Source organism: Brevundimonas sp. GW460-12-10-14-LB2 (assembly GCF_001636925.1).
GTDB classification, from domain to species: Bacteria; Pseudomonadota; Alphaproteobacteria; order Caulobacterales; family Caulobacteraceae; genus Brevundimonas; species Brevundimonas vesicularis.
Genome location: NZ_CP015511.1, coordinates 2,698,503 through 2,724,674 on the forward strand (window position 1 = coordinate 2,698,503; position 26,172 = coordinate 2,724,674).

The 26,172-nt window shown below is 67.8% G+C and carries 28 protein-coding genes; 16 read left to right on the forward strand and 12 right to left on the reverse strand.

The window, feature by feature from the left end; genetic code table 11:
* Positions 1 to 117: 117 nt before the first annotated feature.
* Together A4249_RS13360 and A4249_RS13365 are read left to right on the forward strand one after the other, a co-directional pair.
* Positions 118 to 1,950, forward strand: coding sequence for a DUF885 domain-containing protein (locus A4249_RS13360; RefSeq protein WP_066553462.1), 1,833 nt, complete (start codon positions 118 to 120; stop codon positions 1,948 to 1,950).
* 76 nt (positions 1,951 to 2,026) lie between these two features.
* The gene (locus tag A4249_RS13365; RefSeq protein ID WP_082854174.1) at positions 2,027 to 3,835 is read left to right on the forward strand and encodes a DUF885 domain-containing protein; all 1,809 of its coding nucleotides are present in this window, start codon (positions 2,027 to 2,029) and stop codon (positions 3,833 to 3,835) included.
* On the opposite strand, the gene A4249_RS13370 is transcribed toward A4249_RS13365, so the two are convergent.
* From A4249_RS13370 to A4249_RS16815, 4 genes are all read right to left on the reverse strand, one after another.
* Entirely contained in the window at positions 3,832 to 4,740 is a 909-nt protein-coding gene (locus A4249_RS13370; RefSeq protein WP_249762067.1) for an NAD(P)/FAD-dependent oxidoreductase, read from the reverse strand. The two genes, A4249_RS13365 and A4249_RS13370, sit on opposite strands and share 4 nt — an antisense overlap.
* Positions 4,737 to 5,735 (reverse strand): DUF1176 domain-containing protein, encoded by a 999-nt coding sequence (locus A4249_RS13375; RefSeq protein ID WP_197458393.1) that lies wholly within the window; start codon positions 5,733 to 5,735, stop codon positions 4,737 to 4,739. Before A4249_RS13375 ends, A4249_RS13370 begins: the two co-directional genes overlap by 4 nt.
* A 146-nt stretch (positions 5,736 to 5,881) precedes the next feature.
* Positions 5,882 to 6,094 carry a DUF2945 domain-containing protein gene (locus A4249_RS13380; RefSeq protein WP_066553470.1) on the reverse strand — a complete coding sequence of 71 codons (213 nt, stop codon included), beginning with the start codon at positions 6,092 to 6,094 and terminating at the stop codon, positions 5,882 to 5,884.
* Positions 6,058 to 6,225 (reverse strand): hypothetical protein, encoded by a 168-nt coding sequence (locus A4249_RS16815; protein ID WP_156146789.1) that lies wholly within the window; start codon positions 6,223 to 6,225, stop codon positions 6,058 to 6,060. Before A4249_RS16815 ends, A4249_RS13380 begins: the two co-directional genes overlap by 37 nt.
* A 177-nt stretch (positions 6,226 to 6,402) precedes the next feature.
* On the opposite strand from A4249_RS16815, the gene A4249_RS13390 reads away from it, so the two are divergent.
* The 3 genes from A4249_RS13390 to A4249_RS13400 all read left to right on the forward strand — a co-directional run bounded on the left by A4249_RS13390 (position 6,403) and on the right by A4249_RS13400 (position 9,018).
* Positions 6,403 to 7,623, forward strand: a complete 1,221-nt coding sequence (locus A4249_RS13390) for an NADP-dependent isocitrate dehydrogenase (RefSeq protein WP_066553475.1) — start codon at positions 6,403 to 6,405, stop codon at positions 7,621 to 7,623.
* Positions 7,624 to 7,831: 208 nt separating this feature from the next.
* Positions 7,832 to 8,413 carry a DUF2939 domain-containing protein gene (locus tag A4249_RS13395; RefSeq protein WP_197458394.1) on the forward strand — a complete coding sequence of 194 codons (582 nt, stop codon included), beginning with the start codon at positions 7,832 to 7,834 and terminating at the stop codon, positions 8,411 to 8,413.
* 50 nt (positions 8,414 to 8,463) lie between these two features.
* Positions 8,464 to 9,018, forward strand: coding sequence for a DUF2939 domain-containing protein (locus tag A4249_RS13400; protein ID WP_066553480.1), 555 nt, complete (start codon positions 8,464 to 8,466; stop codon positions 9,016 to 9,018).
* Between the two features lie 382 nt (positions 9,019 to 9,400).
* Here the strand turns inward: A4249_RS13400 and alaS are convergent, their stop codons facing one another.
* The 3 genes from alaS to A4249_RS13415 all read right to left on the reverse strand — a co-directional run bounded on the left by alaS (position 9,401) and on the right by A4249_RS13415 (position 13,816).
* On the reverse strand, positions 9,401 to 12,058 hold the full coding sequence (gene alaS / locus A4249_RS13405) for an alanine--tRNA ligase (protein ID WP_066553483.1): 2,658 nt from the start codon (positions 12,056 to 12,058) through the stop codon (positions 9,401 to 9,403).
* 266 nt (positions 12,059 to 12,324) lie between these two features.
* Positions 12,325 to 13,185 (reverse strand): pirin family protein, encoded by an 861-nt coding sequence (locus A4249_RS13410; protein WP_066553484.1) that lies wholly within the window; start codon positions 13,183 to 13,185, stop codon positions 12,325 to 12,327.
* A gap of 37 nt (positions 13,186 to 13,222) precedes the next feature.
* Entirely contained in the window at positions 13,223 to 13,816 is a 594-nt protein-coding gene (locus tag A4249_RS13415) for a hypothetical protein (RefSeq protein ID WP_066553485.1), read from the reverse strand.
* 206 nt (positions 13,817 to 14,022) lie between these two features.
* Between A4249_RS13415 and sdhC the strand changes: the two genes are divergently transcribed.
* Genes sdhC through A4249_RS13450 form a run of 7 tightly spaced genes read left to right on the forward strand, consistent with a single transcriptional unit; the run spans position 14,023 to position 19,039 of the window.
* Positions 14,023 to 14,487, forward strand: a complete 465-nt coding sequence (sdhC, locus tag A4249_RS13420; protein WP_197458395.1) for a succinate dehydrogenase, cytochrome b556 subunit — start codon at positions 14,023 to 14,025, stop codon at positions 14,485 to 14,487.
* Positions 14,484 to 14,888, forward strand: coding sequence for a succinate dehydrogenase, hydrophobic membrane anchor protein (gene sdhD / locus A4249_RS13425; RefSeq protein WP_066553486.1), 405 nt, complete (start codon positions 14,484 to 14,486; stop codon positions 14,886 to 14,888). The genes sdhC and sdhD overlap by 4 nt, the downstream gene beginning before the upstream one ends.
* Before the next feature lie 7 nt (positions 14,889 to 14,895).
* Positions 14,896 to 16,680, forward strand: coding sequence for a succinate dehydrogenase flavoprotein subunit (sdhA, locus tag A4249_RS13430; protein ID WP_055809722.1), 1,785 nt, complete (start codon positions 14,896 to 14,898; stop codon positions 16,678 to 16,680).
* Between the two features lies 1 nt (position 16,681).
* Complete coding sequence (locus A4249_RS13435; protein WP_055755116.1) at positions 16,682 to 17,476, forward strand: succinate dehydrogenase iron-sulfur subunit; 795 nt, start codon at positions 16,682 to 16,684, stop codon at positions 17,474 to 17,476.
* A gap of 53 nt (positions 17,477 to 17,529) precedes the next feature.
* The gene (locus tag A4249_RS13440; protein WP_066553488.1) at positions 17,530 to 17,850 is read left to right on the forward strand and encodes a 2Fe-2S iron-sulfur cluster-binding protein; all 321 of its coding nucleotides are present in this window, start codon (positions 17,530 to 17,532) and stop codon (positions 17,848 to 17,850) included.
* 1 nt (position 17,851) lies between these two features.
* Positions 17,852 to 18,667, forward strand: coding sequence for a kinase (locus A4249_RS13445; protein ID WP_066553490.1), 816 nt, complete (start codon positions 17,852 to 17,854; stop codon positions 18,665 to 18,667).
* A gap of 9 nt (positions 18,668 to 18,676) precedes the next feature.
* Positions 18,677 to 19,039, forward strand: a complete 363-nt coding sequence (locus A4249_RS13450; protein WP_231868709.1) for a PilZ domain-containing protein — start codon at positions 18,677 to 18,679, stop codon at positions 19,037 to 19,039.
* Between the two features lie 9 nt (positions 19,040 to 19,048).
* On the opposite strand, the gene A4249_RS13455 is transcribed toward A4249_RS13450, so the two are convergent.
* Both A4249_RS13455 and A4249_RS13460 read right to left on the reverse strand, forming a co-directional pair.
* Complete coding sequence (locus A4249_RS13455) at positions 19,049 to 19,918, reverse strand: HAD family hydrolase (RefSeq protein ID WP_066553493.1); 870 nt, start codon at positions 19,916 to 19,918, stop codon at positions 19,049 to 19,051.
* Positions 19,919 to 19,953: 35 nt separating this feature from the next.
* Positions 19,954 to 20,427, reverse strand: coding sequence for an S-type pyocin family protein (locus tag A4249_RS13460; RefSeq protein ID WP_231868710.1), 474 nt, complete (start codon positions 20,425 to 20,427; stop codon positions 19,954 to 19,956).
* A gap of 140 nt (positions 20,428 to 20,567) precedes the next feature.
* On the opposite strand from A4249_RS13460, the gene coaBC reads away from it, so the two are divergent.
* Both coaBC and dut read left to right on the forward strand, forming a co-directional pair.
* Entirely contained in the window at positions 20,568 to 21,797 is a 1,230-nt protein-coding gene (gene coaBC, locus A4249_RS13465; protein ID WP_066553495.1) for a bifunctional phosphopantothenoylcysteine decarboxylase/phosphopantothenate--cysteine ligase CoaBC, read from the forward strand.
* Positions 21,794 to 22,249, forward strand: a complete 456-nt coding sequence (dut, locus tag A4249_RS13470; protein ID WP_066553500.1) for a dUTP diphosphatase — start codon at positions 21,794 to 21,796, stop codon at positions 22,247 to 22,249. Before coaBC ends, dut begins: the two co-directional genes overlap by 4 nt.
* 4 nt (positions 22,250 to 22,253) lie before the next feature.
* Here dut and A4249_RS13475 read toward each other — a convergent pair whose 3' ends face one another.
* Together A4249_RS13475 and secB are read right to left on the reverse strand one after the other, a co-directional pair.
* Entirely contained in the window at positions 22,254 to 23,204 is a 951-nt protein-coding gene (locus tag A4249_RS13475) for a DMT family transporter (RefSeq protein WP_082854175.1), read from the reverse strand.
* 9 nt (positions 23,205 to 23,213) lie between these two features.
* Positions 23,214 to 23,726, reverse strand: coding sequence for a protein-export chaperone SecB (secB, locus tag A4249_RS13480; protein WP_017505358.1), 513 nt, complete (start codon positions 23,724 to 23,726; stop codon positions 23,214 to 23,216).
* A 198-nt stretch (positions 23,727 to 23,924) separates the two neighbouring features.
* Between secB and timA the strand changes: the two genes are divergently transcribed.
* Complete coding sequence (gene timA / locus A4249_RS13485) at positions 23,925 to 24,563, forward strand: TIM44-related membrane protein TimA (RefSeq protein WP_066555218.1); 639 nt, start codon at positions 23,925 to 23,927, stop codon at positions 24,561 to 24,563.
* Positions 24,563 to 25,687, forward strand: a complete 1,125-nt coding sequence (locus tag A4249_RS13490) for an MltA domain-containing protein (protein WP_066553504.1) — start codon at positions 24,563 to 24,565, stop codon at positions 25,685 to 25,687. The genes timA and A4249_RS13490 overlap by 1 nt, the downstream gene beginning before the upstream one ends.
* Here the strand turns inward: A4249_RS13490 and A4249_RS13495 are convergent.
* Positions 25,684 to 26,103: an organic hydroperoxide resistance protein gene (locus A4249_RS13495; RefSeq protein WP_442854503.1), complete on the reverse strand. Its 420-nt coding sequence runs from the start codon at positions 26,101 to 26,103 to the stop codon at positions 25,684 to 25,686. The two genes, A4249_RS13490 and A4249_RS13495, sit on opposite strands and share 4 nt — an antisense overlap.
* Positions 26,104 to 26,172: the final 69 nt, after the last annotated feature.

The following is a 26,172-nucleotide window of genomic DNA, read 5'->3' on the forward strand; positions in this document are numbered from 1 at the left end:
CGGAGCGATCCGCCGGGCCTTTTTCTTTGGGGCCGCGCAACGGCTGTCCGCGATTTCACTTGCCGCTTCGGCCCATGCAGTTTCCATTGCCGCATCCAAGTTTCGAGGGGCCGTTCCATGTTCGATCGTCGTCGTCTTCTTCAGTCCGCCGCCTTGGGCGCCGGTCTCGTCGCCGTGAGCGGCCCCGCCTTCGCGCGTCAGGCCGGGGCATCTCAGGGCGACGCCGCCGCCCAACTCAAAACCTTTATGGACGCCACGTTCGAGCAGACGCTGGACAAGAGCCCCGAGGTCGTCACCATGTTCGGCCTGGACAAGGGCGACCGCGCCGCCGCCAAGTCCAAACTGACTGTTCCGACCCGCGCCGAGGAAGACGACCAGCGCGCCTTCACGCGTCGCCAACGCGCCGAACTGTCCCGCATCGACCGCTCTAAACTCGATGCCCGCAACGCCAACTACTACGACAGCCTGACCCAGAATCTGGACGGGGTGATCGCCACCTACGACATTCCCTACGGCCAGGGCGGCTGGCCCAATCCGTACCGCGTCAGCCAGCAGGGCGGCGCCTATCAGTCCACGCCCGACTTCCTGGCCAACCAGCACACCATCGAGACGGCCGCCGACGCCGACGCCTATGTCGCCCGCGTCAACGCCTTCGCCGACGTGTTGATGGCCGAAACGGATCGACTGAAGGAAGACTATGCGCTGGGCGTCATCCCGCCCGACTTCATCCTGGCCAAGGCCATCCGCCAGCAGGACGGCGTCCTGGCGACCCCCGCGGCGACCTCGCCCCTGACCCAGTCGGTCGTGGATCGGGGCCGCGCCAAGGGCCTGACCGGCGACTGGGGCGCCCAGGTCGAACGGCTTGTGACCGAGCGGGTCTATCCGGCCCTGGCCGCCCAAAACGCCGTGCTGAAAGCAGCCCAGCCGAACGCCGTGCACGAGGCCTCGGTTCGACGCCTGCCGCAGGGCGAGCAGTATTACGCCAACAGCCTGCGCTACATCACCACGACCCGACTGACCGCCGACGAGATCCACCGCACCGGCGTGGAACAGATGGCCGATCTGACGGCGCGCGCCGATGTGTTGCTGAAGGCGCAAGGCCTGACGCAGGGTTCGGTCGCCGAACGGATCAAGGCCTTGGGGGATGATCCCAAATACGTCTACGCCAACACCGACGCCGGCAAGGCCGAGCTGATCGCCAAGCTGAACGCCCAAATGGCCGACATGCAGGCCCGCCTGCCCAACGCGTTCGGCCGCCTGCCCAAGGCCAAGGTCGAGATCAAGCGCGTCCCGCCCGAGATCGAGGCTGGCGCGCCGATGGGCTATTATAACTCGCCCAGCCTGGATGGGACGCGGCCCGGCATCTACTGGATCAATCTGAAGGACACGGCGGAATGGCCGTCCTGGACCCTGCCGACCCTGACCTATCACGAGGCGACGCCGGGCCACCACTTGCAGATCAGCCTGCAGCAGGAGAGCGAGTCGGCGCCGCTGCTGATGAACCTGCTGGGCTTCTCGTCCTACGTCGAGGGCTGGGGGCTATATGCCGAACAGCTGGCCGACGAACTGGGCGCCTATGAGAGCGATCCGGTCGGTCAGATCGGCTACCTGCAATCGTTGATGTTCCGCGCCGCGCGCCTTGTCGTCGACACCGGCATCCATTCCAAGGGCTGGAGCCGCGAAGAGGGCATCCGCTACATGATGGAGGCCTATGGCGATCAGGAAGGCGCGGCGACGTCCGAGGTCGAACGCTATTGCGGATGGCCGGGCCAGGCCTGCGCCTACAAGGTCGGTCACAACGAATGGGTCCGCCTGCGCGAAAAGGCCAAGACGACTCTGGGGCCCAGGTTCGACATCAAGGGCTTCCACGACACCGCCCTCGCCGCCGGCGGCGTGCCCCTGTCGGTGCTGGAACGGATCGTCGACGGCTGGGTCGCGACCCAGGCCTGACCGCCCCGGCCGCGCCGGGCCGATGAAGAGGATCGGGACGCGTCGGCGCGACGTGTCCCCCTACGAGAGTTGCCGCATGATCGATCGTCGCCGACTTCTGCTGACCGCCGCCGCCACGGCTGCGGTCGCCCCCGCCGCAGCGCAGGCCCAGACCCAGACGACCGCCGCCGATGCGGACGGACGCCTTAACAGCCTGCTGGACGGCTGGTTCGAAGCGGACATCGACGAAAATCCGGAGGGTGCGACCAACCTTGGCCTGGACCACGGCACGCGGGCGGGGCTTTCTGCAAAACTCAGCGAAGCCGGACCGGCCGCCATACGGAACGATCGTCAGAAGGCTGTGAGCCGCTGGGCGCAGTTGGACGCCTTCGACCAGAGCGGCCTGTCGCCCGCCGGGGCGCTGAACTACGCCATCGCGGCCTTCGGAGCCGAGACGGCGGCGCAGACGGCGCGCTTCGATTATGGGGCGGGACCGGGACGACCGTCGCCCTATATCGTGACCCAGCTGTCGGGCGCCTATTTCAGCACGCCCGATTTCCTCGACAACCAGCACAGGATCGAAGACGCGGCGGGCGCCGACGCCTTCCTGTCGCGGCTCGAGGCCTTCTCCGGCGTGCTGGAGGGCGAGACGGCCAAGATCCAGGAAGATGCGGGTCTGGGTGTCATTCCGCCGGACTTCATCATCGACCGGATGCTGCCGCAGATTCGAACCCTGCACGACACGCCCGCCGCCGATCTCGCCATGCTGAAGTCTTTGGCGCGCAAGACCGCCGGTCTGGGCCTGACCGGTTATGACGCCCGCGCCGCCGCTATCGTCGATCAGAAGGTCAAGCCGGCCCTGGCCGCTCAGATCGAAGCTTTGGAGGCCCTGCGTCCGCGCGCCACCCACGAAGCCGGGGTCTGGCGCCTGCCGGACGGCGAGGCCTTCTACGCCGCCGGGCTGAAGGCCAATACGACCACAACGTTGACGGCCAAGGAAATCCACGCACTGGGCCGCGAACAGGTCGCCGAGATCAGCGCCGAGATCGACGCCATCCTGAAGGCCCAAGGCTATACCCAAGGCACGGTCGGCGAACGCATCCAGGCCCTGAACAAGGACCCGGCCCAGTTGTTCGCCAATACCGATGCGGGCAAGGCCGAACTGCTGGCCTGGTTGAACATGCTGGTCTCCGATCTTGAGCCGAAACTGCCCCAGGTGTTTGGCCGTCTGCCCAAGTCGCACGTCGAGATCCGCCGCGTCCCGGTCTCGATCCAGTCGGGTGCGCCGGGCGGCTACTATCAAGGACCGCCGCTGGATGGATCGCGGCCGGGCGCCTATTACATCAACCTGCGCGACACCGGAAACTGGCCGCGCTTCGCCTTGCCGACGCTGACCTATCATGAAGCATCGCCGGGGCATCACCTTCAGGTGGCGCTGCAGCGCGAGTCCGACGAACTGCCGCAATGGCGACGCGCGGGAGGCTTCTCGGCCTATAACGAGGGCTGGGCCCTGTATGCCGAGGCGGTGGCGGCTGACGATCTGGGTGTCTATGCCGACAATCCATTGGGCCGGGTCGGCTTCCTGATGTCCTACCTGTTCCGGGCCGTGCGATTGGTTGTGGACACGGGCCTGCATTCCGAGCGCTGGAGCCGCGAACAGGCGGTCGACTATATGGCGACCTCAGGCGCCAAGCCATTGGATGCGTCCAACAGCGAGATCAACCGATACTGCGTCTGGCCCGGCCAGGCCTGCGCGTACAAGGTCGGCCACACCGTCATCGCGCGCCTGCGCAAAGAGGCCGAAGGCCGGCCCGGCTTCGATTTGCGGGCCTTCCACGACAAGGTGCTGGAGAACGGATCCTTGCCCCTGGCCGTCCTCGAACGCGTGGTCCGAGGACAGGCCTAGTCGGCGACGGTAAGGCCGTCGGCCTGGCGCAGGCGATTGTGGATGTCGGTGGCGGCGACGGCGGCTTCGGCGGTCGCGACGGCGATCTGGTTGAGGCCGCGCACCACGTCTCCGGCGGCATAGAGGCCCGGCACGCTGGTGGCCTGATGCAGATCGACCTCCAACCGGCCGTCGTCGGCCAGACGCGCGCCCAGCCCCCGGGCCAGGTCGGCGTTCGGCGATGTGCCCAGCGCCGAATAGACAAGGTCGAACGCGCGGCTCTGGCCAGCGTAACTCAGGGCCGTCACCCGGTCGTTCTCGATGTCGATTGCGTCCAGCGGCGCCAAGATCAGTTCGACGCCCAACCGTTCAAGTTCGTCACGCCGGCTGAGCGCGTCGGGCGCGCCGATGTGGATCAAGGTCACACGGTCGGAATAGGTGCGCATGAAGGCGGCCTCGCGCGCGCCCTTGTCGCTTTGGCCGATGATGGCGACAGCCTTGTCGGTCGCCTCATAGCCGTCGCAGATGGGACAGATGCGGACCAGCGCCTTTTGCACCGCCGCTTCGACGCCGGGCAGATCCGGACGGTGATCGACGACCCCGGTCGCCAACAGGACGGCGCGGGCGCGGATAGCGCGGCCATCCATCTCAGCGACGAAGCCGTCGCCGTCGTGGCTCAGGCGCTGGACGCGACCCGGTTCGACGACCGCGCCATATTCCTGGGCCTGTTCGCGCATCCGCATCAGGATGTCCGCGCCGGTGATGCCGGCCGGAAAGCCCGGCATATTGTGGCTGAGCGGGATCCAGCAGGCGCGGGGCGCGCCGCCATCCACCACCAGGGTCCGCCGACGAAAGCGCCCCAGATAGGTCGCCGCCGTCAGGCCGGCCGGGCCCGCGCCGATGATCAGAACCTCCGGATCGGTCACCGCGTGCGCCAAGTGACAGGCCAAAGATCGGACGGCACGCCGGCGCATTCGCCCATCACGCTTTCCTGCGTCAGGGTGAAGCCCTGTCCCGTCCAGGCCCAGGTCTGCGCCGCGCCGCAATCCCCGATGCCCCGCGCCTTGGCGAAGGCCGATAGGGTGCGGGTCTTGGGATGATAGGCGCCGTTGACGGTCGCGTTGTCCGGCATGACGGGATCGGAACCCGGCCCTTCCGATCCGGCGAGGATCGCGGGCCGAGGGTCGCGACCGCCCGGTCCTGTCAGGTACCAGTTGTGGGTGACATTGTAGGCGCCCGATCCGCAGGGCACGGCCCACAGCTCGGTGCGGGCGTCCAGCCGGGCGGACATGACCATGTCGCTGACAGCCGGCATGGCCGACTCCTTGAGGCAGTCGCCGACCTCGGTGCGGGCGCGCAGCGCGGCGGGCACCTTCTGGCTCTGATCGCCGAACCCAGCCTGATCGACGGCCGGAGCGGGGGTGACGATCGGCAGCGGCGGCGCGACAGGAACGAGGGCGGCCGGGCGGTCGCCGCGTCGGATCAGGGCGGTTGGCGTATCCAGACGTCCCTGCTTCTCGTCGATCCACAACAGGGCGGCGGCGGCGCCGTGCAGCGAGACCTCCTGGGTCGAGGCGCCGCGAATGATCATGACCTTGCCTTGGGCCAGGGCGTCGAGGGTAGTGCGGGCGCCGTCGCGGATCTCGCCGATCGGCGCCTCGACGTTGCTCGCGTCGCTGAGCACAGCCGGATAGGCGCGGCCGTCGATCGTCAGGCTGAGCGGCTCAGCAGCCTTGGCGTCGCCGTCCGGCCAATAGCCGAAGAGGATTTGCGGCTGGGCGTCCGGACCGGGCGCCAGGGTGATGCGGACCCAGCCAGCGGCGAACTCTGGCGCAAAGCCGAAGGCCCAGCATGTCCCGTCGTTGCCGCAGGTCGCGCTCCAGTCCCGGAAGGTCTTGGTTTCAGGGCGTATCTGCAGCACCGGCGCAGCGGCGGCCGGAGCAGCAGGACGAGCGGCCTTGGTCGCGGCAGGCGTCTTGGCCGCATCCTTGTCTCCGCATCCGGCGATGGACAGCGCAGACAGGACAAGGGCCGAAAGGGCGACGCCGCGCTACAGGCCGTTCAGGGTCATGCCTTCTTCAACTCCGACGGCTTGTGCGCCGCGCGTGCGCCGGTCTTGGCGCTCTCGACGATATACTCCGGATTATCCTTGGAGGCCGCAACCTTGTGGCCCTTGATCTTGGCCTCCGAGGTGACCTTCTTGACCACCTTGCCGGTCGTTGTGCCCTGGCTGTGGTCCCACTTCACCTTGTCGCCGGCCTTGAACGTCTTTTCTGACATGATTGTGCTTCCTGCTGTGTCGCTTCCTGTTCAGCGATCAGCCTGCGCATCAGTTCCGCATCGATCACGGGCGGCGCCTCGCAGAAGGTGACGATCCAGCGATCCACCAGCTGGCGCTCTTCCTCCGTCATCCTGCCGTCCGTCTCTATTGCTGGGTTCAAGAGAAGTCCGGGGGCGGCAAAGGGTTCAGGAACGATCTGCGTTATTCCGGGCGGTGACGACGGGCGGCGGGGTTTGCGCGGGCGCGCGGCCTCGCTATACCGCCGCCACGACATTCCCTTCCCCACAGTCACAGGCGGACCGTACGCATGGCCAAGATCAAGGTCGAAAACCCCATCGTCGACATCGACGGCGACGAAATGACCCGCATCATCTGGCAGATGATCAAGGACAAGCTGGTCTTCCCGTTCCTGGATCTCGAGCTGGACTACTACGACCTGGGCATGGAGAACCGCGACGCCACCGACGACCAGGTGACGATCGATGCGGCCCACGCGATCCAGAAGCACGGCGTCGGCGTGAAGTGCGCCACCATCACCCCGGACGAAGCCCGCGTGCAGGAGTTCGGCCTGAAGAAGATGTGGAAGTCGCCGAACGGCACCATCCGCAACATCCTGGGCGGCGTGGTCTTCCGCGAGCCCATCATCTGCTCGAACGTGCCGCGCCTGGTTCCGGGTTGGACCCAGCCGATCGTCGTCGGCCGTCACGCCTTCGGCGACCAGTACAAGGCCACCGACTTCCTGATGCCCGGTCCCGGCACCCTGACGATCAAGTTCGTCGGCGAGGACGGCGAAGTGATCGAGCACGAGGTCTACAAGGCCCCGGGCGCCGGCGTGGCCATGGCCATGTACAACCAAGACGCCTCGATCCGCGAATTCGCCCACGCCAGCTTCGCCTATGGCCTGCAGCGCAACTACCCGGTCTATCTGTCGACCAAGAACACGATCCTGAAAGCCTATGACGGCCGCTTCAAGGACCTGTTCCAGGAAGTGTTCGACGAACACTACGCCGCCGAGTTCAAGGCGCGCGGCCTGACCTATGAGCACCGCCTGATCGACGACATGGTCGCGGCCGCGATGAAGTGGTCGGGCGGCTTCGTCTGGGCGTGCAAGAACTACGACGGCGACGTGCAGTCCGACGTCGTGGCCCAGGGCTTCGGCTCGCTGGGCCTGATGACCTCGGTCCTGATGACGCCGGACGGCAAGGTGCTGGAGACGGAAGCCGCCCACGGCACCGTGACCCGCCACTATCGCCAGCATCAGAAGGGCGAGGCCACCTCGACCAACTCGATCGCCTCGATCTTCGCCTGGACGCGCGGCTTCAAGCACCGCGCCAAGCTGGACGACAACGCCGCCCTGGACCAGTTCGCCGACACGCTGGAGAAGGTGGTCGTGGACACCGTCGAGGCCGGCTTCATGACCAAGGACCTGGCGCTGCTGGTCGGCGACCAACAGGGCTGGCTGACCACCGAAGGCTTCCTCGACAAGGTCGCCGAGAACCTGAAGACCGCTCTGCCGGACGTGGGCTGAGGATAAGGGTGGACGTCCGTGCGGCGTCCGCCCCCTCCACCACGCTGCGCGTGGTCCCCCTCCCCCGCTTCGCTGGGGAGGAATGTCCTCAAGCAGCCCGAAGGGCGGTAGGACAAACAAGAATGAGCCCCGTCGGATCGCTCCGGCGGGGCTTTTCGTTGTGCGAAGGGCCGGGGCGTGCATGATCGGCGGTAATGAGGATGCGTTCGTGAAGCGGCTGTTCGGAAACCTGGTGCTGGCGGCGGTGGTCGTGGCGGTGCTGTCCTTCTTCGCGGCGCCCGCGGTGGCCTTCTTCGCCATTCGGTCGGCGGCCGAGGCGAACGACGTGGCGGGGCTGGCGCGGCTGATCGACTTCAACGCGGTGCGCCAGTCGTTGCGGCCGCAGCTGGCGGGACGGCCCGAGGCGATGGCGCCCGCGCCGTCCTTCCTGGAAGACCCCATCGGCGCCTTCCGGCGTCAGATCGAGCAGAACCCGATCCTGCGCCAGCCGGACGTCGACGCCTATCTGACGCCGGCCGCCCTCGACGCCCTGCTGAAGGGCGAGGGCCGATACGCCAGCCAGCGCACGTCGGCGGGCGTGGCGCCGGCCTCGGAGCGCAGTCGCAAGCCCTGGCCCAGCCCCGCCTACTGGAGCGTCAACCGGGCGCGGATGGCGGTGACGGATCAGGGCGGGTCGCGCACCCTGTTCACATTCGAGCGGCGCGGGCCGTTCGAGTGGAAGCTGGTTCACATCGGCCTGCCCGACGGGACGGCGCCGGCGACGCCGGCCGTCACCGTCACCACCCGATAAACCCGGCAACCGACGCCGCCCGGCCCGCGTTGGCTTTCCAAGGAGACGACATGAGCCGCAAGATCATCACCGGAGCCCTGATCGCCGTCGTCATCGGCGTGGTCGTCGCCCTGTTCGTCTCGCCCTTCATCGCCGCCCAGGCGCTGGTGCGGGCTGCGCGGACCGGGGATGCGGCCGGGCTGGAGCGGCAGGTGGACTTCCCGGCGTTCCGCACCAGCCTGAAGAGCGAGCTGAACGCGCGGGCGGCGCTGGAAATCCGCAACCGGACCAAGGGCGACACGGGCCTGGCGGCGCTGGGGATGCTGCTGGCCCCGTCGCTGGTCGAAGGCGCGGTCGACAACTTCGTCACGCCGCAGGGCATCGCCGCCATGGTCCGCTCCGGCGAGACGCCCGAGCCGGAACGGCCCGTGCCCGCTGACGACACCCCGGCCGCAGACAAGGACAAGATCCGCCAGTCCTGGGCCTATCGCGGGCTCAACACCTTCGCCGTCACCCTGACGCGCGACGACCGGCCGGACGATGCGCTGGTGCTGATCATGGAACGCCGGACGCCGTTTACCTGGAAGCTGGCCGGGGTCGATCTGACGCCCGACCCGATGGGTTGAGACGGTCGGGCACAAAAACACCGTCTAAAGTGTCTAATTCGTCTGATTGGACGGCGGGGCGCCGATCAGAAAAGTGAGTGCAATTGGTGCACTTTGTCTTGGGTGCGCGGCCTCCTCTGGGGTGAGCGGAGATTATAGGCCGGGTCCAGGGCGCGCTCAGGAAGCGGACGCTGCGGCCCTCTAAGCCGCTGAGTTGCAAGGTTTTCAGGTTCAAAATTGGGATGGCTTCCCTCTCCGGGTGGGAGAGGGCTTGAGCGCACGAGCGCGCAGCGATCGTACTTGCGCGAAAGGGTGAGGGTCGGGTGGTGCGACATGGCCCAGCGACCGACCCTCATCCGGCCCTGCGGGCCACCTTCTCCCACCGGGAGAAGGATCGAGGCGATTAAGCCAGCGCGTTTCGAATCGCCGCCAGACCGTCTTCGGCCTTGGAGCCGTCGGGAGCGCCGCCTTGGGCGAAGTCGGGTTTGCCGCCGGCGCCCTGGCCGCCCATGGCGATGACGGCGGCGCGGGCCAGGTCGGCGGCGTTGACGCGGTCGGCCCCAGTCCCGGCAAGGTCCGAGGTCACGGCGACGGTGACGGCCGCCTTACCCTCGGTGACGCCGATCAAGGCGACGACGCCGGTTCCAACCTGTTTTCTGAAGTCTTCGGCGACGCCGCGCAGACCCTTGCCGTCCACGCCGTCCAGCACGCGGGCCATCAGTTTGACGCCGTTGATCTCCTCAGGCGCGGACGACGCGCCCGAGCCGCCGCCCAGGGCCAGCTGCTTCTTCAGCTCGGCGACCTGCTTCTCCAGCGACTTGACCGAGGCGGACAAGCTGTCGACGCGGGCGGGGACGTCGGCGGTCTGGACCTTGAAGCTCTGGGCCAGCGAACGGGCGACGCCGGCCTGGGACAGCAGATACTGACGCGCGGCCTCGCCGGTCAGGGCCTCGATGCGGCGCACGCCGGCGGCGACGCCGGTTTCCTGAACGATCTTGAACAGGGCGATGTCGCCGGTGCGGGCGACGTGGGTGCCGCCGCACAGTTCGACCGAATAGGGGGCGTTGTCGCTGACCAGCGAGCGCCCCAGCGTCAGCACGCGGACCTCGTCGCCATATTTCTCGCCGAACAGGGCGATGGCGCCGGCCTCGATCGCCTCCTGCGGGGCCATCAGTTTCGTCTCCGCCGGGACGTTCTGGCGGATGACGGCGTTGACCTCGGTCTCGATGGCCGACAGTTCAGCCTCGGTGAGCGGGGCGCCGTGGCTGAAGTCGAAGCGGGCGCGCTCGGCGTCGACCAGCTGACCCTTCTGGGCGACGGCGGGGCCGAGCACATTCTTCAGCGCCGTGTGCAGCAGGTGGGCGGCGGAGTGGTTGGCGCGGCTGGTGCGGCGCTTTTCAGCGTCCACCAGCTGGGCGGCGCGGGTTCCGATCTCCAGCTTGCCGGCCGTGACCTGGGCCACCAGGACGTGCAGGTCGCCGGCGTGTTTGCGCACATCGATGACCTCGGCTTCCCCGCCCGGCCACTCCAGCGTCCCGTGATCGCCGGCCTGGCCGCCGCTTTCGGCATAGAAGGGGGTGGTGTCGAACAAGACTTCGACGATGTCGCCGGCCTCGGCGGTTTCGACCGGCGCGCCGGCGTTCATGATGGCCAGGACCTCGCCCGAGCCTTCGATATTGTCATAGCCGGTGAAGACGGTCGGGCCCATCCGGTCGCGGATCGCCAGCCATTCGTTTGTGTTGGCGGTCTGGCCCGAGCCCTTCCAGTTTTCGCGCGACCGCTGGCGCTGTTCGGCCATGGCGGCCTCGAAGCCGTCGACGTTGACCGAGAAGCCGCGACGACGCGCCTCGTCCTGGGTCAGGTCCAGCGGGAAGCCGTAGGTGTCGGACAGGGTGAAGGCCGTCTGGCCGTCCAGCATGTCGCCGGGACGGAAGCCCTGAACCGCCGTGTCGAACAGGGCCATGCCGCGGCCGAGCGTGGTGCGGAAGCGGACCTCTTCCTGCTTCAGCGTATCCTCGATGAAGGGCTGGGCGCGGGCGAGTTCGGGATAGGCGTCGCCCATCTGGGCCACCAGGGTCGGGACCAGACGGTGCATCAGGGGATCGGCGGCGCCCAGCAGGTGGGCGTGGCGCATGGCGCGGCGCATGATGCGGCGCAGCACATAGCCTCGGCCTTCGTTCGACGGCGTGACGCCGTCCGCGATCAGGAAGGACGACGAGCGAAGGTGGTCGGCGATGACCCGGTGGCTGGCGGCCTGGTCGCCGTCCGACTTGGTCGAGGTGGCGTCTTCAGACGCGGCGATCAGGGTCTTGAACAGGTCGGTTTCGAAGACCGAATGCACGCCCTGGAGCACGGTGGTCATCCGCTCGAGACCCATGCCGGTGTCCACGCTGGGCTTGGGAAGGTTGCGAACGATCTGATCGTTCTCCTTCTCATATTGCATGAAGACGTTGTTCCAGATCTCGACGTAGCGATCGCCGTCCTCATCCGGCGAACCGGGAGGGCCGCCGGCGATCTTGTCGCCGTGATCCCAGAAGATTTCGGTGCATGGGCCGCACGGACCCGAGTCGCCCATGGCCCAGAAGTTGTCCGAGCCGGCGATGCGAATGATCTTGTCGTCGGAGAAGCCGGTGACCTTTTTCCAGATCGCGGCGGCCTCGTCGTCATCGATATAGACGGTGACCAGCAGGCGTTTGGGGTCCAGGTCGAAGTCCTGGGTGACCAGGTTCCACGCCTTCTCGATGGCGTGTTCCTTGAAGTAGTCGCCGAAGGAGAAGTTGCCCAGCATCTCGAAGAAGGTCAGGTGGCGGGCGGTATAGCCGACGTTGTCCAGGTCGTTGTGCTTGCCCCCGGCGCGGACGCATTTCTGCGAGCTGGTCGCGCGCGGATAGGGCGGCTTGGCGGCGCCGGTGAAATAGTCCTTGAACGGCACCATGCCTGCATTGACGAAGAGCAGGCTCGGATCGTTCTGCGGCACCAGCGGGGCCGAATGGACCTTGGCGTGGCCGTCCGCCGCGAAATAGTCGAGGTAGGTGGCGCGGATCTCGTTCAGGCTGGGCATTCGGCGTGTCTTCGGCTGGGGCGGTCGCTAGGAACCGGCGTCATATAGGGTTTTGGCGGGGAGCGCATCATCTGCGCGGGGAGAGGCGCGCAGCACACGATCCTCCCCCGAGGAGCGCAGCGTAACGGGGGAGGGGGACCATGCGCAGCATGGTGGAGGGGGCGAAAGTCGTTAGGTGTTGAAAGGAGCGGTCAGCATCGGGGATGCGGTCGCCCCCTCCACCGCTTCGCGGTCCCCCTCCCCCGCTGGGCGGGGGGAGGATTATCTCAGACCCTCGGCGGCGGGCCGAACTTGCCGGACTGGTAGTCCTGGATCGCCTGGATGATCTCGTCGCGGGTGTTCATGACGAAGGGGCCGTGGCTGAAGACCGGCTCGCCGATGGGATCGGCGTGGCCCAGGAGGACGACGGCGTCGGTGGTCGCCGTGATCTGGACCGTGTCGCCATCGGTCAGGCCGGCGAGGTTCCATTGCGGCACCGGCGTTCCGGCGACGGCGATCTCGCCCTTGACCCCATAGAGGAAGACATTGCGGCCGGGGGCGACGGGCGTCTCGAACGTCGCACCGGCGGGCAGGCGCACGACCGCCAGATGGATGTCGATCAGGGACTGGATCGGCGCCTTCACACCCAGCCAGTCGCCGGAGACCGGCTCGACCGTGACGCCGGCCTCGGTCGTGAAGGTCGGGATGTCGGATTTCTGCAGCCCGATGTAGTCAGGCTTGGTCATCTTCAGCCGTGACGGCAGGTTGACCCACAGCTGCAGGATTTCCATCGGCCCGCCGTCGCGCTTGAAGGCGGCCGGTGACAGTTCGGCGTGGATCAGGCCGGAGCCGGCGGTCATCCACTGGATGCCGCCCGCCTTGATGATGCTCTCGCCGCCGCCGGAATCGTTGTGGGCCAGTTCGCCGTCCAGGATGAAGGTGACGGTCTCGAAGCCCCGGTGCGGGTGCGGGCCGAACGGCAGCCCGGCGTTGCCCGGCGCATAGGTCTGGGGCCCGTGGTGGTTCAGGAACAGGAAGGGATCGATCTGGTCCACGCCGGGACCGGGCACCGGACGCCGGGTGGTCAGGTCGCCGATGTCGTCGCGATGGGCGGGGTGCAGGCGAAGGACGGAACGGGGCTGGGTCATTCGCTACATATAGGGTGGCGGATCGGCGGTGGCGAGATCAGCCTGAACGGGTCGCCGTAACAGGACGGGCGCGGCCGTCCTGAACCCATTCTCCGGCCCAGCCACTCGCCGCCGCATGCAGACGCAGTTCGCCCTCCGACAGGGGAATGATGACGACCTCGCCCTGGGTCGAGACCGGGCCTGCGAAGCCCATTTGGTCGACCCCGGCCGGCGCATCCAGACGTCGCCAGGCGCCTTCGACCCGACGGCCCTCGCCCCTGTCGGTCAGGGACAGCGACAGCAAGGGTCTTCCGTCCGGCTGGGCGATGCGCCAGCGGCCGTCCAGCGGGCCCATTGCGGCTTCGGCGTCGATCGCGGCCTGGGCCACGCCCTGGTCGTAGGTGGTCTGGCTGTCGGAGGGGCTGAACTCATAGTCGCCGGCGTAGTCGTCGACCGCAACCGGGGCCGTCAGGGAACGGCGATGCAGGTCGGTCGCGGCGTCCCCCTCGGCCGTTTCGCGCCCGAAACGGGACGGCGGCTGATAGGGGTGGACGGCCGGCGCGCGATAGGTTTCCGGCGTCGCGTCCAGAAGACCGGTCGTCTGGATGGCGGGCTCCAGGGCGACGGCGGACATCAGGGCGAGCAGCAACATGACCCCACCCTGCCAAATCGCCGGGCGCGTCGCCTAGCCGTCGATCGGGCGCTGAACGCAAACGTGATCCGTCGTGATGGAACCGACGTAAACCGCACAATCTGTCGATCTGGGGGTCTGCGCGTTGACACCGGCCCCACAGGGTCACAAAAGCCTTCGCAACCGCACACGGCGATTGAATTCATTCGCTTTTGAGAACCATTCGCATGAACCAGCCCAACCCGACGCCGGGTGGCGCCTCAAGCGACCGGACGGGTCGCTTCGTCACTCAACCGAACGGACATATCGCGCCGCTGTCGCCCCACATGGGCGTCTGGCGCTGGCACGTCACCATGACGGCCTCGATCCTGTTCCGCGCGACGATCATCGCCGCCACGGTCGGCGTGCTGTTCGTCCTGGCCTGGCTGGGCGCGCTGGCGTTCGGGCCCGAGGCGTTCCAGAGCGCGCTCGATCTGGCCGGATCGCCGCTGGGCCTGCTGGTCTTCTTCGGTCTGACGGTCGTGCTGTTCTCCTTCATCCTGAACGGCGCGCGCCACACCTATAACGACACCGGCAACGGGCTGACGGTGAAGTCGGCGACCGCCCTGTCGAACATCGCCGTGTGGGGGCCGGTCCCGCTGGCCGTGCTGTTCTGGGTCGTGCTGTTCGCCACGGGGAGGGTTTCGCTGTGAGCGGCGCCGCAAAGTTCAAGAACAACGTCAAGGTCTCCGAGCGTCACGGCGCCGGTGAATGGCTGATCGAGCGCATCCTGCTGGTGGCCCTGCTGCCGCTGGGCCTGTGGGTCGCCTCGACCGGCTTCACCTTGGCGGGCGCCGGCTATGACGCGGCGATGGCCTGGTTCGCCAATCCGCTGAACGCCGCCCTGATGGCGATCACCGCGGTGATCTTCTTCGGCTACGTCAGCCTGGCTTGGAAAGTCATTCTGGAAGACTACGTGCCCAACGTCGGAACGCGCGGCCTTCTGGTCCTGCTGCTGAACGTCGTCTTCCTGGTGCTGGCCGCCGCCAGCGTCTTCTTCATCGTGCGGCTGGCGCTGGGTTCGGCGCCGCTGCCCGCTGGTTTCGGAGCCTGATTACCTGATGGCCGCTTACGAACTGATCGATCACGAATATGACGTCGTCGTCGTCGGCGCTGGGGGCTCGGGCCTTCGCGCCGCGCTCGGCGCCGCCCAGCAGGGGCTGAAGGTCGCCTGCGTGACCAAGGTCTTCCCCACCCGCTCGCACACCGTCGCGGCCCAGGGCGGCATCTCCGCCTCGCTCGGCAACATGGGCGAGGACAGCTGGCAATGGCACATGTACGACACCGTCAAGGGGTCGGACTGGCTGGGCGACCAGGACTCGATCGAATATCTGGTCCGTAACGCGCCCAAGGCCGTCTATGAGCTGGAACACTGGGGCGTGCCCTTCAGCCGCACCGAAGAAGGCAAGATCTATCAGCGCGCCTTCGGCGGCATGACCCGCAACTTCGGCGAAGGCCCGGTGCAGCGCACCTGCGCCGCCGCCGACCGCACCGGCCACGCCATCCTGCACACCCTGTACGGCCAGTCGGTGCGCCGCGAGGTGAAGTTCTTCGTCGAATATTTCGCGCTCGACCTGATCATGCAGGACGGCGCCTGCACCGGCGTGACGGCCCTGCAACTGGACAACGGTCAGCTTCACCAGTTCCGCGCCAAGATGGTGGTTCTGGCGACCGGCGGATACGGCCGCGCCTATTTCAGCGCCACCTCGGCCCACACCTGCACCGGCGACGGCAATGCGATGGTGCTGCGCGCCGGCCTGCCGTTGCAGGACATGGAGTTCGTGCAGTTCCACCCGACCGGCATCTATGGCGCCGGCTGCCTGATCACCGAGGGTGCACGCGGCGAGGGCGGTTATCTGACCAACTCGGAAGGCGAGCGCTTCATGGAGCGCTATGCGCCGACCGTGAAGGACCTGGCCCCGCGCGACATGGTCTCGCGCTCCATGACCATCGAAATCCGTGAAGGGCGCGGCGTGGGTCCGAACAAGGACCACATCTTCCTGCACCTGGATCACCTGGATCCGAAGATCCTGCACCAGCGCCTGCCGGGCATTTCCGAAAGCGCCAAGATCTTCGCCGGCGTGGATGTGACCAAGGAGCCGATCCCGGTCCTGCCGACCGTCCACTACAACATGGGCGGCATCCCCACGAACTATCACGGCGAAGTCCTGACGCTGCGCGACGGCAACCCCGACAGCGTGGTTCCGGGCCTGATGGCCGTGGGCGAGGCGGCGTGCGTTTCGGTGCACGGCGCCAACCGCCTGGGCTCCAACTCCCTGACCGACCTGGTGGTGTTCGGCCGCGCCGTCGGCCTGCGCTGCGGTGAAGTCGTCGACAAGGCCTCGGCCGTGCCGTCGGCCTCCAAGAGCCAGACCGACCAGCACCTGGCCCGCCTGGACCGCTTCCGCTACGCCGACGGCTCGACCCCGACCGCCGAGCTGCGTCTGTCGATGCAGCGCGCGATGCAGGCCGATGCGGCGGTGTTCCGCACCGGCGAAACCCTGCAGCAGGGCACCGACAAGCTGCGCGCCATCGAGGCGGCCGGCGCCGACATCAAGACCACCGATCGCGGCCTGATCTGGAATACGGACCTGGTCGAGACGCTGGAGTACGACAACCTCATCGCCCAGGCGATGGTGACGATCGAGGGTGGTCTGAACCGCACGGAATCGCGCGGCGCCCACGCCCGCGAAGACTATCCCGATCGCGACGACGTCAACTGGATGAAGCACACCTTGGCGTGGAAGCGTCCGGGAGAGCAGGTCCAGATCGATTATCGTCCGGTCCACAACTACACCATGTCCGACGACATCGCGTATATCGAACCGAAGGCGCGGGTTTACTAAGATGGTCCAGCTTACTCTCCCCAGAGGCTCCAAGCCAACGACCGGCAAGGTCCACAAGGCCGCGCCGGGCTCCAAGGACGTGAAGACCTACAAGGTCTATCGCTACGATCCGGAGACCGACGCCGATCCGCGCTGGGACACCTATGAGGTGCCGACCGGCGACCACGGCCCGATGCTGCTGGACGCCCTGATCCACATCAAGAACACCATCGATCCGACCCTGTCGTTCCGGCGCTCGTGCCGAGAGGGCATCTGCGGCTCGTGCTCGATGAACATCGACGGGCGCAACGCCCTGGCCTGCACCAAGGGCTGGGACGAATGCGCGTCCAACAACATCACCATCTCCCCCCTGCCCCACCAGCCGGTGGTCAAGGACCTGGTGACGGACCTGAGCCTGTTCTACGCCCAGTACGACTCGATCCAGCCGTATCTGCAATCGGACGAGCCCGACCCCGAAAAGGAACGTCTGCAGACCCCGGCCGAGCGCGAGAAGCTGGACGGCCTGTACGAGTGCATCCTGTGCGCCTGCTGCTCGACGTCCTGCCCCAGCTACTGGTGGAACCAGGAAGAATACCTGGGCCCGGCGGCGCTGCTGCAATCCTATCGCTGGATTTCCGACAGCCGCGACGACGCGACCCAGAAGCGCCTGGACGACCTGGAAGACCCGTTCAAACTGTATCGCTGCCACACGATCATGAACTGCGCCCAGGTCTGCCCCAAGGGTCTGAACCCGGCCAAGGCCATCGCCGAGACCAAGAAGCTGATGGTCGCGCCGAGCCGCAAGAAGGCGGCCTGAGTATCCGGCGCCGGGGGCCTTGCCTCCGGCGCCGCCTCGTTTAAGAGCGGCGCATGGCCAGCATCACCTATATCGAGCATGACGGAACCGAGCACGTCGTCGACGTGAAGTCGGGGCTGAGCGTCATGGAAGGCGCGATCCGCAACAATGTGCCGGGCATCGACGCGGACTGCGGCGGGGCCTGCGCCTGCGCGACCTGCCATGTTTATGTCGACGACGCCTGGCGCGAGGCGACGGGCAAGCCGTCGGCGATGGAAGAATCGATGCTGGACTTCGCCGAAGAGGTCGAGCCGAACAGCCGCCTGTCGTGCCAGATCCGGGTGTCGGACGCGCTGAACGGCCTGATCGTGCGGTTGCCGGAAAACCAGCACTGAAATGATCGACGCGCGGCTGATCGACAGGATCGGCCGATGGATCGACCAGCGCACCGAGGCGATGGGCCAGGACAGTCCGCCGCCGGTTCTAGGGATCGCGGGTTCGCAAGGTTCGGGAAAATCGACCCTGGCCAAAGCCGTCGCCGAGCGGTTCGGCGGGGCGAGCCTGTCGCTGGACGACGTCTATCTGACCAAGGCGGAGCGGGCGGCCATGGCGGCGCGGGTGCATCCGCTGTTCGCCACGCGCGGGCCGCCGGGGACGCATGACCTGGGGGTTCTGAACCGTCTGCTGGATCGGTTGCAGGCGGCGAGGCCGGACGATCTGACGCCTCTGCCGCGTTTCGACAAGCTGGCCGACGACCGGGCGTCCGAGGCGGACTGGCCAGTCGTGAAAGGTCGGCCGCGCGTCATCGTGCTGGAGGGATGGTGCCTAGGCGCGACGCCGCAGGCCGAGGCGGACCTGGTTGCACCGATCAACGCCCTGGAAGCCCAGAAGGATGTCGGGGGCGAATGGCGCAGGGCGGTCAATGCAGCGCTGAGCCAGCCCTACCTCCGCCTGCGCGCGCGGCTGGACGCTCTGGTCTTTCTCAAGGCGCCGGGGTTCGATGTCGTGCTGGACTGGCGCTGCGAGCAGGAGGCGGGATTGATGGGGCAGGACGCCGTATCGCCCGAGCTACGCGCGGCCCTGGAGGTCTTCATCCAGCATTATGAGCGCCTGAGCCGGCATATGATGTCGGGCGGCGTGGAGGCCGACATGATCGTCGCTCTGGACCGGAAACGCGGGGTTCGCAGCCTTGAAGGCGGGCTTGGCGCCTGAGCCGCATCTGTGCGTTATCGGACCATGAGCCTGTTTGGATCCAAGCCCGCCGTCGAGCCCGACCGCCGCATGGGCGCGCGCCGACCCGCAAACGCGCGCGGTGTGATCTGTGCGCCCGGCCTGGAGACGGCGTGTCTGATCGTCGATCTGTCGGACGCGGGGATGAAGCTGCGGCTGGACAGAGGCGGGGCCTTGCCGCGCGAGGTCGTGGTGGTCGATGTGGCTGCGGGCGTCGCCTATCCCGCCACCGTCGTCTGGCAGCGCGGGCAGGAGGCCGGGCTGAGGCAGACCGGGGCGAAGTCGCTGAGAGGCCTAGCGCCGGCGAGGCTGATCCCCGCGCGCGACGCCTGGCTGAGGGCCGGCGGCCAATGATCGGCCGGGCTAGTCCGCCGTATCGGCGGGCATGGAGCCGGCGTTGATGGCGATGCGGCCCACCAGCCCCTTGACGATCAGGTCCAAGGCCGATCCCTCACGATAGTCGGCGGCGGCGACGAAGTTCACCCGGTCCTCCGAGATCAGGGAATAGACCTTCTTCTGATCCCGCTCGTTCGAGCGCGGATCATAGACGGCGATCGAGAAACCGCCCTTGGTGTGCATCATCTTCATGGTCGGCACGTCGGTGTCGCCGTCGCCGATGAAGATCATCCGGTCGAAAGGCACGGCGCGCTCGTCGTCGGGGATGAAGTGGTTGATGCGTTCGTGCTCCCAGTGATTCTTCACGCCCTTGTTGATGCGGAACAGATACTGGGTCTTGGTGGTGTAGTTGACGCCGACCGCCGGCCAGGCGGCCTCGCCCTTGTCGTCATAGACGTAGTGGGAGGCGAAGACGTGGGTCAGGGCGGGGCGGATCGGCGTGCCGTCGATCATCTCCTCCAGCCCGGCGGAGATGATGTAATGCTCGATCTCCAGCCCGTATTTGGCGCCGAAGGCGTTCATCCGGTCGAACCAGCTAAGGTCCTTCAGTCCCTCGAACAGAGCCACCGCCTCGCCGTGCTGGCGCAGGGTCTCGCGCGTCACCGGGGTGCCGTTCTGACGCGCGTGGTGCAGCATCAGCTGCATGTACATCAGGATGCCGTCGCCGTCGGCGTCCTTGGTCAGGCGCTCGGCCTCTTCCCAGAAGGCGCCGATGCCCATGCCGACGGAGGGAATGAAGGACACCTCCTGCATATTGCCGCGCGCCAGGGTGCCGTCGAAATCATAGATCAGGGCGGTCTTCAGCAGCGGGGTCTTGGGTTCGGCCGTATCGGACATGGGGGCGAGATCCTTGGTGGAACCCGCCCTCTATATCAGCCCGCCGCGCCCGTCGATTGGCGCCGCTGACCGAAGGTGGGCGCCGCCGCCTTCTGCTCGGCCCAGTAGTCGGCGCCCGTCGTCGGCTTGAACATGGTGCGGGGCGACCCGTTGCGGGCCACCACGGCGAAGGTGTTGGTCGAGGCCTGATAGATCAGGGTGTCGCCATTGGGCCGTTTGACGGTCTCGGCGTCGCGCGGAGGCTTGGTCGTGAAAGCCGTGACCTTGGTCAGATAATCCTCGGCCGAGCGCGCGCCGAAGTCTGCGCCGTTGCGGTCGTAGAGACGCGCGATCTTGGCGTCGACGGTTTCGCGCCGATTGGCGGTCAGGACGGGCTTTCCTGAGGCGTCGCAGCCTCTTCGCTTGCCGTCGGCATGGACGTCAGGGCGACGGGTTCGGCGCTCGCCGTCCGATCCCGCGTCTCGACCGCCGAACTGTTGTCGCAGGCACTCAGCCCCAGCAGACCGCACAGGACCAGCGCGGTCCCTCCCCTCGTCAGCATTCTCATTCCTCCCTCCAGATACCCGCTGGGCGCGACGAAAGCACAACTTTATTGTTCGTGCAATGTTCTCGTCTCGACGGCGCCACGCGCGGCGGCTAGACCGTGGGCATGGACAATCGCCTCCTTTCGAACCGCAAGATCCTGCTGATCGTGGGCGGCGGCATCGCGGCCTATAAGGCGCTGGAGCTGGTGCGGCTGATCGCCAAGGCGGGCGGGCAGACGCGGGTGATCCTGACGGAATCCGGCGCCGAGTTCGTCACGCCCCTGTCGCTGGCGGCGCTGAGCGGGCATCCGGTGCGGTCAGGGCTGTTCCACCCGGACGACGAGACCAGCATGGGTCATATCGAGCTGTCCCGCTGGGCCGATCTGGTGGTGGTGGCGCCGGCGACGGCGGGACTGATCGCCAAGGCGGCGAATGGTTTGGCCGACGACCTGGCCTCGACGACCCTGATCGCCACGGACAAGCGGGTGCTGCTGGCGCCGGCGATGAATGTGCGAATGTGGGAGCATCCGGCGGTCCAGGCCAATATGGAACGATTGAAGGCCTTTCCGGGCTTCCACGGCGTCGCGGTGGTGGGGCCGGACGACGGCGAGATGGCCTGCGGCGAATATGGGCTGGGTCGGATGGCGGAGCCCGCCGCGATCCTGGAGGCCATTGTGGGCCTGCTGGCAGGCGCGGCCGGACGACCGCTCAAGGGACGCAAGGCCGTGGTCACGGCCGGGCCGACGTTCGAACCGATCGACCCGGTGCGGGGCCTGACCAATCGCTCCAGCGGCAAACAGGGCTACGCCATCGCCGCCGCCCTGGCCGAACTGGGCGCAGAGGTGACGTTGGTGTCGGGGCCGACGGCGCTGGCGGCGCCGACCGGCGTGACGCGGATCGATGTGGAGAGCGCGCTGGAGATGCAGGCGGCGACGCAGAGCGCCCTTCCCGCCGACATCGCCGTCCTGTCGGCCGCCGTCGCCGACTGGCGCATCGACACCATCGCCGGCGGCAAGATCAAGAAGGGACCCGGCGGCCCGCCGACCCTGGCCCTGATCGAAAACCCCGACATCCTGGCCGGCGTCGCCGCGCCCGGTCCGAACCGCCCGGCCCTGGTCATCGGCTTCGCCGCCGAGACGACGGATCTGGAAGCGAATGCGCGCGCCAAGCTGTCGCGAAAGGGCTGCGACTGGATTCTGGGCAACGACGTGTCCGACGACGTGTTCGGATCGGACGGCAACGCCGTGCTGCTGGTCACCGCCGATCGGACCGAGACCTGGCCGCGCCAGTCCAAGACCGCCATCGCCCGGGCCGTCGCCGTCCGCATCGCCGATCATTTCAAGGCCCCCGAATGACTGAGACCCCGATCCAGATCCTGCGCCTGCCGCATTCCGAAGGTCTGCCCCTGCCCGCCTATGAGACGGCCGGGTCGGCGGGCATGGACCTGCGCGCCGCAGTGCCCGAGGATCAGCCGATGACCCTGGCGCCGGGTCAGCGGGCGCTGGTGCCCACGGGGCTGAAGATCGCCCTGCCGCTGGGGTATGAGGCCCAGGTGCGGGCGCGCTCGGGACTGGCTTTGAAACACGGCATCATCTGCCCCAATGCGCCGGGCACCATCGACAGCGACTATCGCGGCGAGTGCGGCGTCATCCTGGCCAACATCGGCGCCGAGCCCTTCGTCATCCGCCGCGGCGAACGCATCGCCCAGCTTGTGATCGCCCGGCATGAGCGGGCGGACTGGATCGAGGTCGAAACGCTGGACGAGACCGCACGCGGGGCGGGCGGGTTCGGATCGACGGGGCGCTGACGCCCTAAACCAGCGGCGCCGTCGGCTGGATGAGGCTGGCCTTGCGGCGGATATGTTCGCGCCAGGCGGTGTAGAGGCCGCTGCTCGCGATCAGGGCGGCGCCGGCCAGGGTGGTGAGGGTGGGCGTCGCGGCCATCAGCCACCAGCCGAAGACGATGGCGCCGACAATCTGGAGATAGTCGAAGGGCGCGACCACGGCGACCGGGGCCTTTTGCAGCGAGGCGGTCATGAACAGCTGGGCCAGACCGCCGGCGACGCCCGATCCGATCAGCAGGCCGAAGGTGCCGAGCGCGTGCCAATGGCCGACGAAGGGCAGCAGGATCGCCCCCACGACCGAACAGGCGACGAAGAACCAGAAGACGATGGCGGCGACGTGTTCGGTGTCGCGCAGCTGTCGCAGCGTAATGGTCACGCCGGCCGTCAGCACCGCCCCGATCAAGGCGAAGGCCACGCCCGCCAGCGGCAGGACCGAATGGCCGACGCCCGGCCGCATGACGACGATCACGCCGATGAAACCGACCGCGACGGCGGCCCAGCGGCGCGGGCCGACCGCCTCCTTCAGCACGAAGAAGGACAGGATGGTGGCGAAGATCGGGGCGGTGAAGCTGAGGGTCGTCGCGTCGGCAAGGGGTAGAAGGGTCAGCGTCTGGAACAGGCACAGGATGGCCGCGACGCCCAGGGCGCTGCGTCCCAGATGGGCCAGGGGGCGGCGCGTCGACAGGGCCGAGAGGCCGCCCGGCTGGGTCAGCACCCAAGCCAACACCACCGGCAGGCCGAAGAAGGCGCGATAGAACAGCATTTCCGGCGCCGCGACGCCGTCCTGCGACGCCAGCTTCAACGTCGCCGTCATGATCGAGAAACAGCCGGCGGCGGCGATGCGCAGAAGAATGCCGCGGACGACATCCTCGCCCGCGGCTTTCGATGGATCAGGCGAAGGCCGCGCGGCGGCGACCATGTCGCGCGCTTAGGCCTGGCCGGTTTCGACCGGCTGCTGGGCGATCTGTTGCTGGCGCGCGATGTAGATGGCGGCGAAGTCGATCGGGTCCAGCTGGAACGGGGGATAGAAGCCGCCGTCGGCCGTGGCGCCCGAGATGATCTCGCGCGCGAACGGGAACAGGTAGCGCGGGCATTCGATCAGCAGCAGCGGCTCGATGTCCTGCTCCTGAACATTGGCCAGCTGGAACAGGCCGCCATAGACCAGTTCGACGTGGAAGACGGGCTGGTTCTCGTGGGTCGCCTTGATCGAGAGCTTCAGGTCCAGTTCGAACAGGCCGTCGGGGCGACCCTGGGCGGCCATTTCGACGCCGAGGTCGATTGCGGGCTTGCCGTCTATGCGTAGGGATTCCGGGGCGCGCGGGTTCTCGAACGAGAAGTCGCGAACGTATTGCGCCAGGATGCGGAAGCCGGGACCGGCGGGCTGGCCCTGCTGGGCGTCGCCTTGCTGGGGCTGTTCGGCGGGAGGAGCGGCGTCGGTCATGAAACGGTCTTTGGCGCAGTTTGGGGCCGATGAGGCCGGAATGAGGCGCCGCGACTACCATGCCGGGACGCTTGGCCGCAACGTCGCGCGCGCGATTGGGGGCGCGCTTCGCCTTGCCTCACCCTATATGAGCCCGTAATCACGCCAGACTAAGTGTTTGGCGCACCCGTCGTTCGCTACAGGAATCTCCTCTTGAACATGCCGGTTCAGTTCCAGGTCGTCGTCTTCGCCTTCATTGCAGCCTTTGTGCTGTTTCAGCTCTACAATGTGCTGGGCAAGCGGGTGGGCCGTCAGCCGCAGGAAGACGCCAAGATCGCGCCGCCCGGCCCGGCCCAGGCCGAAACGCCCAAGATCGCGGCGATCGACCCGGCGACCCTGGCCTCGATCGCCAGCCTGAAGGCGCGCGATCCGGCGTTCGACCCGGCCCGTTTCCTGGACGGCGCGCGTCAGGCCTATGAGACCATCGTTCGCGGCTACGCCGCCGGCGACAGGGCCGCGCTGAAGCCGTTGCTGAAGCCGAACGTCTTCGCCTCGTTCGAGGCCGGCATCGCGGCGCGCGAGACGCGTGGCGAGACCGAGACGGTCGAGTTCCTGTATCCCCCCCGGGCCGATCTGGAAGGCGCAGTGGCCGAGGGCGACAAGGCCGTGGCCAAGGTACGCTTCCTGGCCGAACTGCGCAGCCGGGTGACCAAGGCCTCTGGCGAAACGGCAGACGCGACGACGGGCGAGCCGCTGGTCGAGGAACGCCGCACGGCCGAACACTGGACCTTCGAACGCACCCTGGGCGCTGCGGACCCGAACTGGGTCCTGGCGCGCGTCGAGCCGGCCAACGCCTGATGGCGGTTTGCGGCCGGTCGGGCGCGCTGGCGACGCTGACGGCCGCCCTGGCTGTCGCGGCCTGTTCGACCGGGCCGATGACGCCGACGGGCGCGACGGGGACGACAGGGCCGCAGACAGGGCCGATGCCCTATACGCCCTCGCCCAATCCGACCCCGCCTCCCGCGCCGTCCGACGCCCTGAGCCCCGCCGTGCTGCCGGGCTGGAGCCAGGAGGACCATCTGGCCGCCTTCCGGGCCTATGTGGACGGGTGCGGCGCGGCGCGTGACGCGGCCGCCGGCCGGGTCTGCGGACGCGCCAAGGCCATGGCGACGACAATGACGATCACGCCGTCGCAGGCGCGCGCCTTCTTCGAGGCCAGCTTCAGCGCGATCCCGGCTCAGACGCCGGACGGGCGACCGGGCCTGCTGACCTCCTATTTCGCGCCCGAATATCCGGCGCGGCGACGACCGGACGCCGAGTTCTCGGCCCCCATCCTGCCCAAGCCCGCCAATCCACGCGCGGCCGGCGACCGGGCCTATATCGAATCCGCCGCACGGCCCGAGCAGGCCTTGGCCTGGATGCGGGCCGAGGACCTGTTCTTTCTGCAGATCCAGGGGTCGGGCTATCTGACGTTCGAGGACGGCACGCGCGGCCGCGCCGCCTATGCCGCCGACAACGGCAAGCCGTTCGTGGGCATCGCCCGACCGATGGCGCAGCAGGGATTGTTGCCGCAGAACGGCACCTCCGGCGATGCGATCCGGGACTGGCTGGCCAGCCACCGGGGCTATGAGGCGCAGGCGGTCATGGCGCTGAACCCGCGCTACATCTTCTTCCGGCTGGACCCGGACGATGACGGCCACCCGGCGGGGGCGGCGGGCGTGCCCCTGACCGAGCGGCGGGCCATCGCGGTCGACCCGGCCCACTGGCGTTATGGCGAACTGGTCTGGCTGGAGGCCGACGGGGGCAATCTGCGCGGCGCCACGGCCAGCTATCGCGGTCTGGCCATGGCGCTGGACACGGGATCGGCCATTCGCGGACCGGTGCGCGCCGACCTCTATATGGGTCGCGGCGACCGCGCGGGGGCTGAAGCCGGGACCGTGCGCCACCCCTTGCGGATGTGGCGCCTGGTCCCGAAGGGTTAGGCGACGGTCTGGGTCACCGCGATATTGCCCCGCGTGGCGTGCGAATAGGGGCAGACGGTATCCGCCTCGGCGACAAGGGCTTCGGCCTCGGCGCGATCCACGCCAGGCAGGCTGACCTCCAGCGCCACCTCCAGGCCGAAGCCCTTGTCGCTGCGCGGACCGATGCCGACCGTGGCGTTGACGGCGGCGTCGGCAGGCACTTTGGCGTAACCGCCCTGAGAGGCGACGAACTTCATGGCGCCGAGGAAGCAGGCCGCGTAGCCAGCCGCGAACAGCTGTTCGGGGTTGTTGCCGACGCCGGCGCCGCCCAGCTCCTTAGGCGTGCCCAAGGCGACATCCAGAGAGCCGTCGGTGGTGGCGGCGCGGCCGTCGCGGCCGCCCGTCGCGACGGCGGTGGTGCGGTACAGGGTGTTGATGGACATACAAATCAGCTCCGGGGAGGTCGTAAATATCGTGCGCGATTTAATCGCGTGACATGATTTAGT